General features: G+C 47.0%; 13 protein-coding genes. 3 read left to right on the top strand and 10 right to left on the bottom strand.

The annotated features are described in order from the left end of the window. Positions 1–172 precede the first annotated feature (172 nt). On the top strand, positions 173–1,405 hold the full coding sequence (pepT, locus tag ACQCVE_RS04880) for a peptidase T (RefSeq protein WP_426843218.1): 1,233 nt from the start codon (positions 173–175) through the stop codon (positions 1,403–1,405). A gap of 188 nt (positions 1,406–1,593) precedes the next feature. Here pepT and ACQCVE_RS04875 read toward each other — a convergent pair whose 3' ends face one another. The 3 genes from ACQCVE_RS04875 to ACQCVE_RS04865 form a co-directional block, all read right to left on the bottom strand. After that, positions 1,594–2,337 (bottom strand): alpha/beta fold hydrolase, encoded by a 744-nt coding sequence (locus ACQCVE_RS04875; protein ID WP_426861892.1) that lies wholly within the window; start codon positions 2,335–2,337, stop codon positions 1,594–1,596. 81 nt (positions 2,338–2,418) lie between these two features. Then, positions 2,419–2,823 carry a hypothetical protein gene (locus ACQCVE_RS04870; RefSeq protein WP_426843220.1) on the bottom strand — a complete coding sequence of 135 codons (405 nt, stop codon included), beginning with the start codon at positions 2,821–2,823 and terminating at the stop codon, positions 2,419–2,421. A gap of 530 nt (positions 2,824–3,353) precedes the next feature. Beyond that, the gene (locus tag ACQCVE_RS04865) at positions 3,354–4,799 is read right to left on the bottom strand and encodes a DEAD/DEAH box helicase (RefSeq protein ID WP_426843221.1); all 1,446 of its coding nucleotides are present in this window, start codon (positions 4,797–4,799) and stop codon (positions 3,354–3,356) included. 134 nt (positions 4,800–4,933) lie between these two features. Between ACQCVE_RS04865 and ACQCVE_RS04860 the strand changes: the two genes are divergently transcribed. Next, positions 4,934–5,995 (top strand): DUF3900 domain-containing protein, encoded by a 1,062-nt coding sequence (locus ACQCVE_RS04860; protein WP_426861891.1) that lies wholly within the window; start codon positions 4,934–4,936, stop codon positions 5,993–5,995. 309 nt (positions 5,996–6,304) lie between these two features. On the opposite strand, the gene ACQCVE_RS04855 is transcribed toward ACQCVE_RS04860, so the two are convergent. From ACQCVE_RS04855 to ACQCVE_RS04840, 4 genes are all read right to left on the bottom strand, one after another. Further along, a complete protein-coding gene (locus tag ACQCVE_RS04855; RefSeq protein ID WP_426843223.1) occupies positions 6,305–7,762 on the bottom strand; it encodes an RQC-minor-2 family DNA-binding protein in 1,458 nt (485 codons plus the stop codon). A 77-nt stretch (positions 7,763–7,839) separates the two neighbouring features. Further along, positions 7,840–8,949, bottom strand: coding sequence for a DUF6688 domain-containing protein (locus ACQCVE_RS04850; RefSeq protein ID WP_426862129.1), 1,110 nt, complete (start codon positions 8,947–8,949; stop codon positions 7,840–7,842). A gap of 115 nt (positions 8,950–9,064) precedes the next feature. Further along, positions 9,065–10,945, bottom strand: coding sequence for a molecular chaperone HtpG (htpG, locus tag ACQCVE_RS04845; RefSeq protein WP_426843224.1), 1,881 nt, complete (start codon positions 10,943–10,945; stop codon positions 9,065–9,067). A gap of 208 nt (positions 10,946–11,153) precedes the next feature. Next, positions 11,154–12,176 (bottom strand): YeiH family protein, encoded by a 1,023-nt coding sequence (locus ACQCVE_RS04840; RefSeq protein WP_426843225.1) that lies wholly within the window; start codon positions 12,174–12,176, stop codon positions 11,154–11,156. Between the two features lie 481 nt (positions 12,177–12,657). Between ACQCVE_RS04840 and ACQCVE_RS04835 the strand changes: the two genes are divergently transcribed. Then, positions 12,658–13,539: a LysR family transcriptional regulator gene (locus ACQCVE_RS04835; protein WP_426861889.1), complete on the top strand. Its 882-nt coding sequence runs from the start codon at positions 12,658–12,660 to the stop codon at positions 13,537–13,539. A gap of 12 nt (positions 13,540–13,551) precedes the next feature. Here ACQCVE_RS04835 and ACQCVE_RS04830 read toward each other — a convergent pair whose 3' ends face one another. From ACQCVE_RS04830 to ACQCVE_RS04820, 3 genes are all read right to left on the bottom strand, one after another. Next, positions 13,552–14,265: a bacteriorhodopsin gene (locus ACQCVE_RS04830; protein WP_426861888.1), complete on the bottom strand. Its 714-nt coding sequence runs from the start codon at positions 14,263–14,265 to the stop codon at positions 13,552–13,554. 118 nt (positions 14,266–14,383) lie between these two features. After that, positions 14,384–14,962, bottom strand: coding sequence for a TetR family transcriptional regulator (locus ACQCVE_RS04825; protein ID WP_426843228.1), 579 nt, complete (start codon positions 14,960–14,962; stop codon positions 14,384–14,386). Between the two features lie 3 nt (positions 14,963–14,965). Further along, positions 14,966–15,949 carry an aldo/keto reductase gene (locus ACQCVE_RS04820; protein WP_426843229.1) on the bottom strand — a complete coding sequence of 328 codons (984 nt, stop codon included), beginning with the start codon at positions 15,947–15,949 and terminating at the stop codon, positions 14,966–14,968. Positions 15,950–16,137: the final 188 nt, after the last annotated feature.

Raw genomic sequence — 16,137 nt, 5'->3', positions numbered from 1 at the left:
TTGTTCATTTTTGATGACTGGATCTGCCAGACTGATTGCTGCAGGACCAGAGCAATAGGCTCTGCCCCTTCAGCGATAAACAAACTAAACTTTCTATACATTCCGACGATAACAGGCTATCAGCCATTATTGATGATAGAATAGAAACATGACGGTTAGAGGAGGATTTTTCATGAAGGAGCAATTAATCGAGCGTTTTATCTCGTATGTTAAAGTGGATACCCAATCCAATGAAGAAAGCAATACCTGTCCATCCACTCCAGGACAGCTTATCCTCGCTGAAAGACTGGCAAAAGAACTTCAGGCACTCGGAATGGAAGAGGTTTCAATGGATGAAAACGGATATGTAATGGCCACCCTCCCATCCAATACAGAAAAGGACGTTCCAGTCATTGGATTTCTGGCGCACGTTGATACAGCTACAGACTTTACCGGCACAAACGTGAATCCTCAAATCCTGGAAAACTATGATGGTGAAGACATTTTGCTGAACCGGGACCTGAACATCGTTCTTTCTCCAAAGGAGTTCCCGAACCTCAAACATTACATAGGCCACACATTGATTACAACGGATGGGACAACCCTTCTCGGAGCAGATAATAAAGCCGGGGTCGCTGAGATTATGACCGCGATGGATTATTTGATCCAGCACCCCGAAATCAAGCATGGAAAGATTCGCGTGGCGTTTACTCCGGATGAAGAGATTGGACGGGGGCCTCACCGGTTCGATGTTAAAGCCTTCGGTGCCTCGTTTGCCTACACAGTAGACGGCGGTCCGCTTGGCGAGCTTGAATATGAAAGCTTCAATGCAGCCGGAGCCAAAATCACCATTAAAGGCAAAAACGTTCATCCCGGCACAGCGAAGAATAAAATGATCCATTCCGCCAAAATTGCGATGGAATTCAACAGCAGCCTGCCAGCTGATGAAGCTCCTGAATCGACCGAAGGATACGAAGGCTTTTTCCATCTCACTTCCATCACGGGAGATGTGGAGGAAACGAAGCTCAGCTACATCATCCGCGACCACGATAAAAACAAATTTGCTGACCGGAAAGTACGAATGGAACAAACGGTGGCGGACTTCCAGAAAAAATACGGCGAGGACCGCATCCTCCTGGAAATGAACGATCAATACTACAACATGCGGGAGAAGATCGAGCCTGTTAAAGAAATTGTAGACATCGCCTACGACGCAATGAAAAGCCTCGAAATTGAACCGCTCGTTTCCCCTATACGCGGCGGTACGGACGGCTCACAGCTCTCCTACATGGGGCTTCCGACGCCAAACCTATTTACAGGCGGCGAGAACTTCCATGGACGGTATGAATTTGCTTCCGTGGATAACATGCTGAAGTCCGTTCAGGTAATCGCAAAGATTTCCCAGCTTTTTGAGGAGCGGGCCTGACATCTGGCAGGGATTTCAGACAGCTAAGGTTCAATACGGGTACACAAAGCGCTTTAGAGCCATGCTCTGAGCGCTTTTTTGCGGCCGTTCATGCGTCCCGCTTTATGCCCGTCGGCAAGCTGCTCCAGCATTTTCATGACTTCCGCAAGCGTGGACATGTCCTCACCATCCGTTCAAGTTTAGATCAGTCAAGATTTTAGCTCTCCAGTTAAAAATTCCGCATACATTCGCCTGAACGCATAGGGCCGAAACATGTTCGCTGCGTGCCCAGTGTGAGGAATCTCTTTATAAACGGCATGAGGGACTACCTCGCCCAGGTCGGTTATGCCGGATTTAAACAGGTTATCATGGTCTCCCATGACCCATAGCACGGGTACTTCTATTTTTTCAAGATCGCTTCTTAAATCATACTCAAGCCTGTGATCGATTGCCTTTTTTAATACATCCTCATGAAGCTCCAGCCCATATTTATAATAAAGCTTAGAGGAAATGAGGGCATACGGATCCACAACCCCGCTTTTAGGAAAAAGGTCCTTTGAATAGCGTCTGAGCCACTCTGGATAGTTTTCATATTGGTGCTCCCTGAAATGCTGCAGCACGTAGGTTAAAGGAGAATCTGAATTATAGTGGCCCCCTATATAGCATAAACTGGATACCTTTTCTTTATATTTTGCTGCAAAAATCGTACTCGGATAGCAGCCGTAGCTGATGGAGCATAGATGAGCCTTTTCAATTTGCTCCCGCTCATACAGCTCCTCCAGCTGGCGGGTAAGGCCCTCCAGTGAAAAATCAGTCTGTCTGCCGCGGTCCTCCCCGTGGCCTAATAAATCATAAGCATACGTATTGAAATGATGGCTAAAGTAATCGATTTGTTTCCTGAATGCCCGTTTAGAACCCGTCAGTCCGTGTATAAAAATAATGGTTTCCTTCATAAGACCTCCAAGCTATAAGATTGGGTGCCATTTCAGCATATCATAAAACCCCCATCGGCCGTGACGGGGGCTTAGGAATTCCTATTCTTTTGGCTCTTCCATTTCTAGGTCATTTTCTATGGCATAGGCTTCCAGGTCTTCCTTGAAGGACTTCCTTTCGCTGGATACCTTATCAAGCAATTCACTTCCCTGTTTAAGCATAGCCTCATCCTGATTGGTTATGGAATCTGCCATAAGCTCAATGCCTTTCATGTTTTCCTCAATACTTGCTGTAAATCGTTCATGGAGACGCTGCAGCTCTTCATCCGTAATCTCAAGTGCATTCGCTTTCTCTGACATTTTGGTATATGCCGGTACAACCGTTTCTTCGATGACTTTAGCTATTTCGTTCTCATCGACCGCTCCGCCTGCCGCTTTTTCATAGGTCTTCATTGCTTCCTGTTCGATGTCGATCATCTCAGGAAGCTGTTCGTTTGTATACTCCATGATTTCTTCCTGCAAGGGGCTTGAGCATGCGGATAAAAAAAGGATAAGAACTACTGGTATAAAACTCACATTTTTTTCATTTCTGTCTCCTTATCTGAAAAACTATGTATTTTCTAGTTCTTTTACCACATTAAAATGCGATTTAAACTCAAAAATTTACATAAATAGTTTTATAGACAGGTAAAAAGACCTTATCAGGAGGTGTCTGCCTCCGACCCTCACTCTGCTAAAGCACTAAACCTCTGTCCCCACTTCGATTCACACCTTGCCGCACAAGGGATGACGGGTTTTCTGCTCCGTCCCCTTATACGCAGGAAAAAGGGGACGGAGGCTGCCTCCGTCCCCCATTATGTCTACTGGTTTTCCTCCGTCCCCTGCCGGTCAAAAGGTCTGGGGGAGTAAAGATAGGAGATGTTTTCCTCTGTCCCTCTGTGCATTAACGGATCGGGAGACGGAGGTCTTTACTGCCAGATGCCTGGCCGTAGCCCGTGACCGAACTCAAAGCCAGCCTCCGGGCTCATGAAGCATCTCTAATTCCTGGCTTCGTGGACTTTCAGTTTTTTTCCTTTAATCGTTGTCTCCTTCATTGCCTTCAGGACAAGAGGGCCTTTTCCGTTCAGGATTTCAACGTAGGAGATGTTGTCCTGAATAGTAATAATGCCAATATCCTGTGCGGTGACCCCATCAAGCTTGGAGATGGTTCCAACGAAATCCACAGCTCGGATTTTCTTTTTCTTCCCTCCGTTGAAATAAAGCTTCATGATTCCTTTATTCAGGACTGCACTTTTATCCTTTTTCAGCTCCGGTTCTTCTGATATTTTTTCATCAAAAGCGGGCTGCGCTTCCTTTACCTCATCCCTGGCAGGTGCATCTTTTCTATCCAGCTCAAATCCGATGTATTCTTGAATTTCTGCGAGGAAACGGTCTTCAAAAGGAGTCGCAAAGGTGATGGCCTTTCCTGAGCGGCCGGCGCGTCCCGTCCTTCCAGCGCGGTGAACGTAGCTTTCCTTTTCAAGCGGGAGGTCGTAATTGATGACATGGGTAATATTTTCAATATCAATGCCCCTCGCTGCTACATCCGTGGCCGCCAAATACCGGAACTCACCCCGCTTGAATTCATTCATGACGGCGAAGCGATCCTCCTGAACCATTCCGCCATGGATTTTATCAACGGTATATCCAAGCCGGTCCAGCATGTCAAAAAGCTCGTCCACCCGATCCTTCGTGCGGCAGAACATGATGCAGCTGTCCGGATTTTCGATCACTGTCACATCCCGCAGCAGCCTGAATTTTTCCTCCTCCTGAACAATATAAAGAGAATGTTCAATCCGGCCTCCAGCCTGTTCCCCTGATTGAATCTCGATATCTGTCGGATTGTTCATATACCGGTGACACAGTTTTTCGATATCCTCCGGCAATGTGGCAGAAAACAGCAGCGTGGTCCGTTCTCCAGGAAGCTCCTTGATAATGGCCTCAACCTGCTCAATAAATCCCATATTCAGCATCTCATCCGCTTCATCGATGACAAAATACTTTAATTGATCCAGTCTAAGCGTCCCTTTTTGGATGTGATCCAAAACACGCCCCGGAGTTCCTACAACCATGTGGCTTTTTTGCTTCAGCTCGGCTTTTTGGCGGTCAAACGGCTGCTTGCCGTATACCGCTGTTGCTTTAATCCGCTTGTAGCGGCCGATGTTCATGATCTCTTCCTTCACCTGGGCAGCAAGCTCGCGTGTCGGGGTTAAAATGAGTGCCTGGGGTTTGTTTTCCTCCCAGTCCACCAGCTCACAGAGCGGAATGGCAAAAGCGCCTGTCTTTCCGCTTCCTGTTCTTGATTTAACGGCTGCGTCTTTACCATCCAAAACAGGCTGGATGACCTTATCCTGCACCTCCGTCGGGGAATGGTAGCCCAAATCCTCCAATGCCTTTACAATCTCTTCGCTTAATGCAAAATCTCTGAAGCTGCTTTTACTCAAAACGGGTTAGCCTCTTTTCCTAAAATGTCCTCCGTTTATTATACGGTCAAGCACAGGAATTTAATAGCTCCGGCAAATTGACGGATTTCCTCCCGTTTCTTATACTTGAAGAATTGAAAGCGGGGGCTGAAAACATGGATTTTACTATGCGGTTTCTATCCTTTTATGTCATTCAGGCAGAGGACCAGGACTCAAAGAGATTTAAACACTACCAAACATTGGATCAGGAGGAGTTCGAGGCCAGTGCGCTGAAGGACTTTCTTGACGGTGAACTAAAGCGGATCGTGAAAAGAAAAGCTGAAAAGCATCCGCCATCTGAACAGGTTCCGACGAAAATCGGCCATTTTGCCGTTGAGCCAGGCTATGATCTGGATTCCAATCCAAATTACAATATGCTTCACCGCCTGCGGTTTGCCGGGACGAAAGAGGAGTTTAACGAAGGCTGTGAGAAGCTCGTCCGAACGTACCTCGATACAAGCGCCGTCCGGGGCGGAGCCTTTATCGTGGCTTCCGCCGTTCCGCGAAAATACTTCGACGATTCCTTTGTGTTTATTTTAAAATGTGACTTTGAGCCAAAGGTCGCTTCCATTGCAGATGAATCGGCCCTGATCCGCAAAGTGGAGATGGCCATCACAACCAAAAACATGAAATCCATTCAATACCCTTTTATGCCGGAGGAAGGGATGACAGAGGAGTCAGAGCTGAAAATCCATCAAGCCTCCCATGCACGGTATTTTGAAGACTTTCTGAAGTATGTGGAGTATGGGGAATCCATGCCGGAAATTATGAAAACACAAGTGATGTCGATGGTGCAGGAGCATGTACTCGAAACCTTCGGGGAACACAGCGAAGAGCGGCAGCAATTTGAGCAGGACATGGAAATCTGGGAAGCAAGCGAAAAAAGGGAAATTCAAGAGCGCCTTGATACAAGCCAGGTGGTTGAAGCAGCCGCCCAGATTGTGGAGCATACACCTGAGGCACAGCTGAAAATGAAGCTTGGTGATACGGAGATTAAAGGCCTGCTATCAGATTTTGGAGAGAATATTCACCTATCTAAAATCAATGGCCGGTATGTTGCGGTTATCGAAGCGGAGTCCATCCTATTTGAAAAAGGCTTCTCCCCTATTGAGTTTCATAAGCCCGGGGATCTAAGTCAGGTAGTTAACCAAATCATCCAAAAAAGCAGCCGGGAGTAGGACGGAGTGCCTGGCCCTCACTCTGATAAAGCGCTAAAGCTCCGGCACCATCTCTTCGATTCCTTGTGCCGCAATACATTGAAGGTTCGAGTCTCTGTCCCCGCCTGCGTTAAAGCAGTGCGGGACTGGCACCGTGCCTGGCCCCACTTTCACTGCCGCACTAAAGCTCCGGCACCTGACCCCTCAGGCCTTGATATACATGGTCTGACGGAGATGTGTCTCTGTCCCCCACCTCTTTAAAGCGGTAAAGCTCCGGCACTTTTACACACCGCCATCCATCTCCAGCAGGAAAGTTCCGGATTCTTCTGCCTACTGCCATATTGCCTCATACCCCTTCGGCTGTTTTATAATCCAGCCTTCTTTTTCGAGTTTTTTAAATGCCTTTTGAATATCTTTTTCCTCCCAGTCCTTTAAGTACCCGTACAGCGGAGTCTGGTCCAGCTCCTGGTCCCTCACCTGGTAGGAGGTTCTGCCTTTGAGGAGCTGGGCGGCGAGATGAAGGGGCTGTTCCTTTAGCGAGCGGCTTAGTTCCCCCATGATATGAAATACCTGCCCGAACGTTAACCTTTGGTTTTTCACCTGGATGCAGATGTCTTGCGGATCAAAGGGCTCCACAGCGTTTGCTTTTTTAAGCTGTGCTGTTAAACCGTCCAGCTCTTCCTGTGCTTCCTCCAGTGAGCGTGAACGGACTTCCTTTAGCATGGAAATGGCCGGAAGCTCAAATTGTGACAGCCAGATGAGCTCTGATTTTTGACGGCCTTCAGGAATGTCAGCCTGCAGAAGCTGCTCCGAGAACAGTAAAAACGGAGTAGCTGTTACTTCGGGTCTTATTGGAAACCGCATTAACGGCTCTTTAAGTACAACTGCTTCCAAAAGACCGGAGAGCTTATGTTTCCAGAGGCTTATCTGCTCTAGATCTTTGAGCAGCTGGACGTTTTGGACGGCGATCTCATTGAATTGCCTTTCAATGGTCGCGATCCTTTTGATGGCCCGGTCCATATCCGGTTCTTCTTCCAGCTCAACTCTCGAATGTTTCACATGGAACAATCGCTTATGTTTGCAAAGCTCGCAAAGTTGAATGATCATTTGATTCTCTGAATCAAACTGCATTTCTTTTTCATGGCTGCAGGGCTCCGGGAGATTTCTGTAGGGACGCATAACAATTTCCACCCGGTGTCTCCAGTAAGAAACTTCCTCCGGGGGGGTTAACAGGGAAACGAGAGAGGAACGGTTCATTCTTTCAACCGCTTCTGTAACACCCTTTTTCTCTTTAGCGAATCTTACAAACGGGTGCTGTTCATAGCTTTGTTCAATCAATTGCTCCCATTCCTCTTTGCTTTTCATGGAAATGTCCGCACAAAATAAGAAATCCCGAACCACCCTCTTCACATGTGAATGGAGATTGTCCTTAGTCATGTCAGGATAATTTCCTTTATAGAAGGCTTCTTCAGTTTGCGGGATGCCATGGGCATTTGAAAAATCGTTCCATAAAAAGGATTCCGGTTTCATCAGGTGCGGATGGACCCGCTCCTGCCGGTTAAGAAAAACGGGGAAAAACGCTTGGCGGTCCAGCTTTAGAAAATGCTGTAGCTTTTGGATTTCCTCTTCCGATAGGACAAGACCATCCAGGCTTTCCTGGATCCGGTTTAGGAGGGCGCGCTCTTGTTTATGACCGGCGGAGCGGACTTCTTTATTCTTCTTGCCGAGCGGAAGCAGGGCAAGGGACGGGTATGAATCAAAGTATTGGGCGTGTGATTGCAAGCTCATGGCCATTCCTGCTTTCCTTTTGTTTAGAGACCATTATATAGAGGAACGGGCAGGAATTAAAATGAAAAGGTGCTGTTCTACTTTCTCAGGCTGCTGTATTGAATATGGATCCTATTCTCCGGTTTTGAATCGAACGTATAAAGCACCAGCAGAAACATCCACTCAAGCGGCTTCATGAGAAGGTAAACGGCGTCCGCGGACCAGCTTGACCGGATGTGGCGGCTGAGCGGATATCCATATTTGTCATAAAAGTTTCTGATCTTCCGGTGCAGGGTGGGCGTATACTCCTCCAATAGATGCTCAAAGGCATTGGCAATCAGCAGCTGCCGATTGACTGAGATTCGCTCTCCATTTCTTATTCCTGCCCGGATCGGTCTGACCAGACTTTTGTGCCCCTTGAGAGATACGGTGCACAAATAGTGGGCATCCCCTTCGATGATGACCGGCGGCGGAGCCGGAATGCGAGAATACAAATAGCTGCTCGTATCAAAGAAGATCCGGATAAACCCATCTGGACGCTGTCCGAACAGAACGAGGATCAGCTGCAGAACGAACAGGGCCGGGAAAAGCATCAAAGCGGTTAATCCCATGAGCCTGCGGTACGAGCTTGTTTGCTGGTAAATCCAGCGGATGATCTTCTTTTCCCCTTGATAGGAGTCCCTTTCAAAGCTGTCCATCATCCGATCCATCGAGTCTTTCATCACAGCCAGATAAAGCAGGCCTGTGAATCCGAGTGAGGCCGAAAGGAGAAACGTATAGAGATTGGATTGAAAGACAGTATGGACCAAATAGTTCACTGAAAAAAGGAGATTCAGCCCGAGAATGGAGCTGCAGATCGCATACAGGACGGGAGAAACCCTTTCCTTTGACCCGCCCAGAACACAGCAGGCGATGAGACCGGCTAGCTGCCAGCCCTGAAACGTGTAGATTTCCGCAGGTGCGAGCGATGAGTAAACACTGATTAATTTTGTATCAATATATTGGGTTAATGGCTGCCCAGCAGGTGCGTTCGAGCTGTCAAGCATATGAAAAACGGCTACAGCTAAATAGCCAAAGACGGCTGTGACCAGATTCAAACCTCCTGCTTCCTTTTTCCTTTGCTTCCAGCCGAAGCTTTCAAAAAACCGCTTCAATACGAATAGAGGCCATATTAGAAACGGCGCTGCCATTAATAAGTAAACCAGCACTGCCAATTGGGAGTCCCCCTCTTTTATCTTGTCTGATTACTTCTATACTAGCATATTTACTTATTATGGCATTCTATAAAAAACGCACGGGGGAATCGTTCCCCCGTGCGGTAAGTCACACCATTATTTTGCAAATATCGTTTGTAAATTCAACCGGATCCTGGATGGGCAGGCCTTCAATTAATAGAGCCTGGTTATAAAGCAAGCCTGTGTAGAGCGTGAGCTTCTCTTCATCTTTTCCGAACGCATCCTTCAAGGATTGATAGACTTCATGGTTCGGGTTGATTTCAAGAATTTTATCAGCCTGCACGCCTTGGCTATCCGGCATGGCTTTCAAAATCTTTTCCATTTCGATAGAAATTTCTCCGTCTGAAGTCAGGCAGACAGGATGAGATTTCAGGCGTTTGGAGATGCGGACATCCTTGATTTTCCCTCCGAGGATTTCCTTCATACGGGTAAACAGCTCTTTGCTGCCAGCATCTTCTGTCTCTGCTTCTTTTTCCGCTTCTGTGTCTTCGATCCCCAGGTCACCGCTTGAAACAGATTTGAATTCCTTTTCCTTATAAGCCGTCAGCATACGGATTGCGAACTCGTCCACTTCGTCTGTAAAGTAGAGGATCTCGTAGCCTTTTTCGGAAACAAGCTCTGTTTGCGGCAGCTTTTCAATGCGGGCGTGGCTCTCACCGGACGCATAATAGATGTATTTTTGATCCTCCGGCATTCTGGATACATACTCGGCAAGGGTAACCAGCTTTTTCTCTGCCGAGGAATGGAACATAAGCAGATCCTGAAGATCTTCTTTGTTTGCACCAAAATCACTGTATACGCCGTATTTCAGCTGTCTGCCGAAGGAAGCATAAAACTTCTCATACTTCTCGCGGTCTTCTTTCATCAGGCCGAGAAGCTGGCTTTTGATCTTGTTTTTAATATTTTTGCCAATCAGCTTCAGCTGGCGGTCATGCTGCAGCATTTCACGTGAAATGTTCAAGGAAAGATCTTCAGAATCGACCATTCCTTTCACAAAGCTGAAATAATCAGGAAGAAGGTCTGAGCATTTTTCCATGATCAATACACCGTTTGAATACAGCTCCAGCCCTTTCTCAAACTCCTTTGAATAGTAATCATAAGGTGCCTGTTCCGGCACGAAAAGAATGGCATTGTAACGGACCGCACCATCGACGCTGATATGAATATGCTTCAGCGGTTCATCGAAACCATAGCGCTTCTCGGAATAGAAATTTTTATAATCCTCATCGGTCAGTTCGCTTTTATTCTTCCTCCAGATTGGCACCATGCTATTGACAATCTGTTCATCCATGAAGTCTTCGTATTCATTTTCGCTGTCTTCCTTCAGCCTGCTTTCCGTGATGTCCATTTTGATCGGGTAGCGGATGAAATCGGAGTATTTTTTGATGATGGATTTTAAACGGTATTCATCCAGGTATTCATCATAGTTTTCGTCCTCTGTATTTTCTTTAATCGTCAGAACAATCTCTGTCCCGACCGTTTCTTTTTCTGCTGTTTCAATCGTGTAGCCGTCTGCCCCTTCCGATTTCCAAAGGTATGCTTCCTCGCTGCCAATCGGCTTTGTCAAAACCGTTACCGTATCCGCCACCATGAAGGCTGAATAAAATCCTACACCGAATTGGCCGATAATATCGTGGCCGTCTTTTGCTTCATTCTCGGATTTAAAAGCAAGAGATCCGCTTTTTGCAATGATCCCCAGGTTGTTTTCCAGCTCTTCCTTCGTCATTCCGATTCCTGTATCAGAAATGGTCAGCGTCCGGTTTTCTTTATCTGCCGAAACCTTTATGTAGTAGCCCTCTTTATTAAACGTCAAAGTGTCGTCTGTCAGTGCCCGGTAATAGATTTTGTCGATGGCATCGCTTGAGTTGGAAATAAGCTCACGCAAGAAAATTTCTTTTTGAGAGTAGATTGAGTTGATCATCATCTCCAGCAATCTTTTTGACTCTGCCTGGAATTGCTTTTTTTCCATGGAAAAATCTCCTTTCCTTAGCCCTATTTAGTATATGTCTGCTCTATCAGTTTATAAAATTAGCACTCTATCATCAAGAGTGCTAATCAATATTTTTTATTTTTCCTTAAAGTTCTGCCAAATTTGGCTGTTAATCAACAGGTGTAAAAAAACAACACCATGCTTAAACATACTCTTCCCGCAAAAACAGACTTAAAAACCGCTGCGATCAGCCGAATAGCTTCACTAGACCATAGCCGAGCACGGAGAGAAGGACGGACCCTATCAATCCTGCGAGGAACGGTTTCATGCCCAGACGGCGGAAACTCCGGAAGTGGACATTCATTCCAAGGCCCGCCATCGCCATTCCAATAAGCAAATAGGAAAGCTCTGTCATGGCCTTAGCAGCCGATTCGGGTACAATTCCCAACGTATTTAGTCCGGCCATAGCCAGAAAGCCGAATATAAACCAAGGGACAGATGCAGGAGAAAGAGTCCGCTTCTCTTTTCCGCGTTCGTCTCTTTGCATGATAAAACCTAGTACAAGTGCAACCGGAACCAGCAAAGCCACTCTCGTCAGCTTGGCAATTACAGCACTGTCAACCGCCTGCCCGCCCCCTGCAGCGCCAGCGGCTACAACGTGGGCAACCTCGTGGAGGGTAGCTCCTGTGAACAGCCCGTATTCAGCAGGCGTCAGGCTCAGCAAGGAATAAAAAAGGGTGTAGCCGAGCGTAAAAATTGTTCCAAGTACCGCTATGACTGCTGCACTGACCGCAGTCTCCTCCTCATTCGCCTTCAGCTGGGGAGAAACAGCCGCAATAGCTGCCGCCCCGCAAATCGCCGTTCCGCAGGCCGTCAGCAGACCGAGCTTGCGATCCACCCCAAGCTTCCGGCTCAGTCCGTATACGATTACAAGTGCAAAGATGATGTTAATGATGGAAATGACGAGCACACTCCATCCCGCATGATACACATCCGCAAGGTTCAGTCTCATGCCAAGCAGAATAATGCCGGCTCTCAAAAGCTTTTTGCTGGAAAAGGCAGTGCCCGGTAAGACATTCTCCTGTATGCCAAACGACGCCCGCCAGACCATCCCCATTAACAGTGCAAGAACCAGGGGTCCAAGCATAGATAACAAGGGCAGGCCTGCTGCATAGTGAGCCGCCGCTGCCAGCAGAAGCGTAATGCCGACTCCTTTGAGCCAGCCGGTATTTATAGGGTGTTTCATTGGTTTAACAGCTGTTTTTTCCATGAAGTCTCACTTCCTTCTGTTGTTCTCTATAGTTTAAAGGTGATTTTGTTATTAGTAAAATATATAATAGTAATGGTTATTATTAAATAAATTAATAGTCGGATTTAGCATTGCCTCCGACCCCCGCCGTGCTAAAGCGCTAAACCTCCGTCCCCATTGCAAACAACACCTTGTAGCACAGGCGAACACGGGTGTGCACCTCCGTCCCCCGCATAATGGGAAAAAGGGGTCGGAGGCAGCCTCCGACCCTAATTATGTCTGCTGGTATTGCTCCGTCCCCTCTCCTCTAAAAGTGCCGGGGGAGTAAGGGAAAGAATTAATCCCCTCCGTCCCCAATCTTTACCTGCGACAGGGGCCGGAGGCATTGGCCAAAATCGTTTCAACTGCCGCATGTCAGCGAAAAACGCCCGTTCCAAATCCCATCATTTACCACATGTATAATGATTCATACCAGACTAAGTAGAAAGAGGGCGGGATCAGCATGTATTATGACGCACTCAGAACCTTTGTAACCCTTGCAGAAGTCAAAAATTTCACAAAAGCGGCGGAAATTCTCCATATTTCACAGCCGAGTGTCAGCCTGCACATTAAAAACCTGGAGAAAGAATTTCAGACAAAGCTCTTCATCCGATCTCCAAAATCCTTGAAGATTACTCCAACCGGCGAAATTTTATATGGACGGGCCAAGCAAATCATCCATATTTACGAACAGACGAAGCAGGATATTCTTGAGCATCATCACGATGTAAAAGGGAAGCTGACCATCGGAGCGAGCTTTACGATCGGGGAATACATCCTGCCCTCATTCCTTGTTGATTTTCAGGCTCAATATCCAAACCTGAAGCTTGAGGTTGTAATTGGAAATACAGAAGAAATTGTTCAGTCGGTCCGTTTGTTCAAGGTCGATATCGGGTTGATTGAAGGCCAGACGAATGAAAAGGAGCTGCTTGTTAAGCCATTTATGGATGATGAACTGTTTATTGCGGCTCCAAAGGGACATAAGCTGGCGGGAAGAAAAGAAGCAAGGATTGAAGACCTGCACAACCAGGTATGGGTGACAAGGGAAGAGGGGTCCGGTACCCGTGAGTATTTGGAGCATGTGATCCGCTCCAATGGATTAAAGGTCGAGTCCTTTCTGACCATCAGCAGCAACCAGGGGATAAAAGAAACCCTGATCAGCGGAATGGAGGCTTTGTCTCTTCTCTCCCTCCATGTAATCGAACGGGATTTAACCAATAAAGTGCTCTCCATCATCCCATTAAAGGATCACACCTTCAAAAGAAAACTCTCCATGGTGTACTCACCGGCCATGAAGAGCAAGATGAATGTGGCTGCTTTTGTTGAAGAGCTTTCAAAACGATAAGTTGAATGTGTCTCAGGAATGTTTTGCTTTAGTTCCTGCAGATAAATTTCCGAGCTTGCGGAGCCCTGCAAGATCTAAGATACTGAATCCAATTTTTGAAAAAACAGGCAGGATAACAAAGGCCGCGACATCAGTGATTTCCTGAGTCAGACCTAAACCTGAAGGCCCGATAAGCCAAACCGAGGGATAGCTGATCCAAAAAAGCGTTAAATACAGAGCGATCCTTGAATAATGCCGGCCAAGCTTTTGTCCTCCATGATACGCTATACGCCGCAGAGGGTACCAGATGGTGTATAAAATAATCAATAGAGCGGCAACTCCCAGCACATACCAAATGTAGTTCAGAGGCTCCGGTGAAAAATCAGCAATCAGACCTGTCAGAATCATGAAAACGTCCGCGGAAATGAGCGTAGCTATGATTGCTTTGTCTGCTTTTTTTTCGTAAAACATAGCAGTAAGAGCTAAGGCCAGCAGCAGAAGCGGGGTGGTGACAGCCCAGTCCAAATATCGGGCAAAGTATACAGTCCCTTCAGGCCTCTCCAGCAATCCCTGTCCGAGAGCAATGGACAAATAGGCTGCTCCAGACCACGCCGGAATGATCCCTGCAATTGCGTATTCATACATAGGCACTCCTTTGGGATTCCTGCTCAATATATAAAAATAGGCAGCTCCTAAAATCATCACTATAAAATAGATATAATTTAATACACTTACTACATCATCCATCTTCCTCACCTCACCTCCAGTGTTTCCATCTAAAAAGAGGTCAATTCATCTTTACTTTTTCAGTTGTTTGATTTCAGAAAAAAACCGGCTATCCCACGCAGGGATAACCGGTTTCTGTTCAGTTCACTATTCCGGAAAGGATCACCTTCCAGACAAGCTTAAACTCCTCCTCAATATCCGGGGAAGCCCACTCTTTTGCGTGCGCGGGATGATGGAACTTAGCGGTTGCTATAAAAATTCCTTTAGCTGTTTCTTTCGCATCAGCCGATTTGAACTCCTGATTAGCCATTCCATCCTGAATGAACGGGACCATCTGGCTGACAAGTTCTGAAATATGAGCGCTGATAACATCCACTGATTCTTCGGCCAGTGCCGTATACATCGCAAAAAGCTCAGGATCTTCCTTAACGAGAGAATGTTTAATATGAATGAGCGTTTGCACCCATTTGAGTAAGCGTTCTGTGGCAGAGCCGTCTTTTTTCAAAACCCCCTGTAAAGGCTGAATGATGGCGTGAAGCCATCTCTCAGCAACTGCCTCGCGCAGAGAGGCTTTGCTTGGAAAATGCCGGTAGATGGTGCCGTGGCTGATCTTTAGCGCTCTTGCCACATCCACTACACTTGTTTTTTCTGGACCAAACCTTCTGAGCACCTGCTCTGCCGTATCCAGAATGGTTTCTCTTGTTAATTGTTCAGACACTTTTTACTCCACTCCCAGTATTCCCATTTGTTCGGCTGCATAGCGTGTTCCGGCCACTGCCTCAGCAGGAACAGCTTCTTCCATTCTGCCAAGATCCGCATCGGTAAGCTCAAGGCTCATCGCTCTAAAAGCATCTTGAAGCTGTGAACGTTTTCGGGCACCAATCAGCGGAATAACATCCCCGCCTTTCGATAAAACCCATGCAATGGCAAGCTGTGCCACGTTTACTTGCTTTTCATCCGCAATTTCACGCAGTTTTTCCACAAGTTCCAAGTTCTTGTCCAGGTTTTCCCCCATAAAGCGTGGAGCAAAAGAGCGGAAATCTGGAGCGCCCTGACGATCCTTGGACCACTTGCCGCTAAGTAATCCACGAGAAAGCACACCATATGCAGACAGGCTGATTCCAAGCTCTCGAAGAGTCGGAAGGATTTCTTTCTCAATCCCCCGGCTGAAGAGAGAATACTCGATTTGCAGCCAGGAGATTGGATGAACCGTATGAGCCCGGCGAATCGTTTCCGCATTCGCCTCCGAAAGCCCGATGTGCTTCACGTATCCCGCTTTCACCATATCCGCTATCGCGCCCACGGTTTCCTCAATCGGTACACTTGGATCTACACGCGCCGGCTGGTAAAGATCAATATAGTCCACACCAAGACGCTGAAGTGTATGTGCCAGATTATTCTTGATCGCTTCCGGTCTGTTGTTCATCCCGATCCAGCCACCATCAGGAGATCTTAAGATTCCCGTTTTGACTGCAATAAACGCCTGTTCCCTTTTATGGCCCTCTAAAGCCTCCCGGAGCAGCAGCTCATTGTGGCCAGTACCATAGAAGTCACCCGTATCAAAAAGAGTGACCCCCTTTTCCAGCGACTCATGAATGGTCGCGATGCTTTCTTTTCTATCTGCTGCCCCGTAAAGATCAGACATTCCCATTAATCCTAATCCGAATGCTGAAACGGGGGCACCGCCGATTTTTCTGTTTTCCATTAAAGAAAACCTCCATACATTTGATAAGGCCATAATAGCATAACGCTTAAACAAGTTACAAGTGACAGTTTTCGTTTTTTGTCATTTGTTAATAAGAACTAAGTTTCTTCTTTATGATAGGCTCAAGCCCGGACCGACAGCATGCCCTGCCCATATGTATAAAGGGACCACCTTTTTGAGGAGAGATA

Origin of the sequence: Metabacillus sp. 113a (assembly GCF_050107635.1) — a bacterium.
Lineage (GTDB): Bacteria > Bacillota > Bacilli > Bacillales > Bacillaceae > Metabacillus_B.
This window is presented reverse-complemented; position numbering and strand designations above follow the sequence as displayed.

What these genes read in the sequence shown, in the direction of transcription:
- pepT (WP_426843218.1), top strand. Translation starts at nt 173, where the DNA reads ATGAAGGAGCAATTAATCGAGCGTTTTATCTCGTATGTTAAAGTGGAT.
- ACQCVE_RS04875 (WP_426861892.1), bottom strand. Translation starts at nt 2,337, where the DNA reads ATGAAGGAAACCATTATTTTTATACACGGACTGACGGGTTCTAAACGG.
- ACQCVE_RS04870 (WP_426843220.1), bottom strand. Translation starts at nt 2,823, where the DNA reads ATGGAGTATACAAACGAACAGCTTCCTGAGATGATCGACATCGAACAG.
- ACQCVE_RS04860 (WP_426861891.1), top strand. Translation starts at nt 4,934, where the DNA reads ATGGATTTTACTATGCGGTTTCTATCCTTTTATGTCATTCAGGCAGAG.
- ACQCVE_RS04855 (WP_426843223.1), bottom strand. Translation starts at nt 7,762, where the DNA reads ATGAGCTTGCAATCACACGCCCAATACTTTGATTCATACCCGTCCCTT.
- htpG (WP_426843224.1), bottom strand. Translation starts at nt 10,945, where the DNA reads ATGGAAAAAAAGCAATTCCAGGCAGAGTCAAAAAGATTGCTGGAGATG.
- ACQCVE_RS04840 (WP_426843225.1), bottom strand. Translation starts at nt 12,176, where the DNA reads ATGGAAAAAACAGCTGTTAAACCAATGAAACACCCTATAAATACCGGC.
- ACQCVE_RS04835 (WP_426861889.1), top strand. Translation starts at nt 12,658, where the DNA reads ATGTATTATGACGCACTCAGAACCTTTGTAACCCTTGCAGAAGTCAAA.
- ACQCVE_RS04830 (WP_426861888.1), bottom strand. Translation starts at nt 14,265, where the DNA reads ATGGATGATGTAGTAAGTGTATTAAATTATATCTATTTTATAGTGATG.
- ACQCVE_RS04820 (WP_426843229.1), bottom strand. Translation starts at nt 15,949, where the DNA reads ATGGAAAACAGAAAAATCGGCGGTGCCCCCGTTTCAGCATTCGGATTA.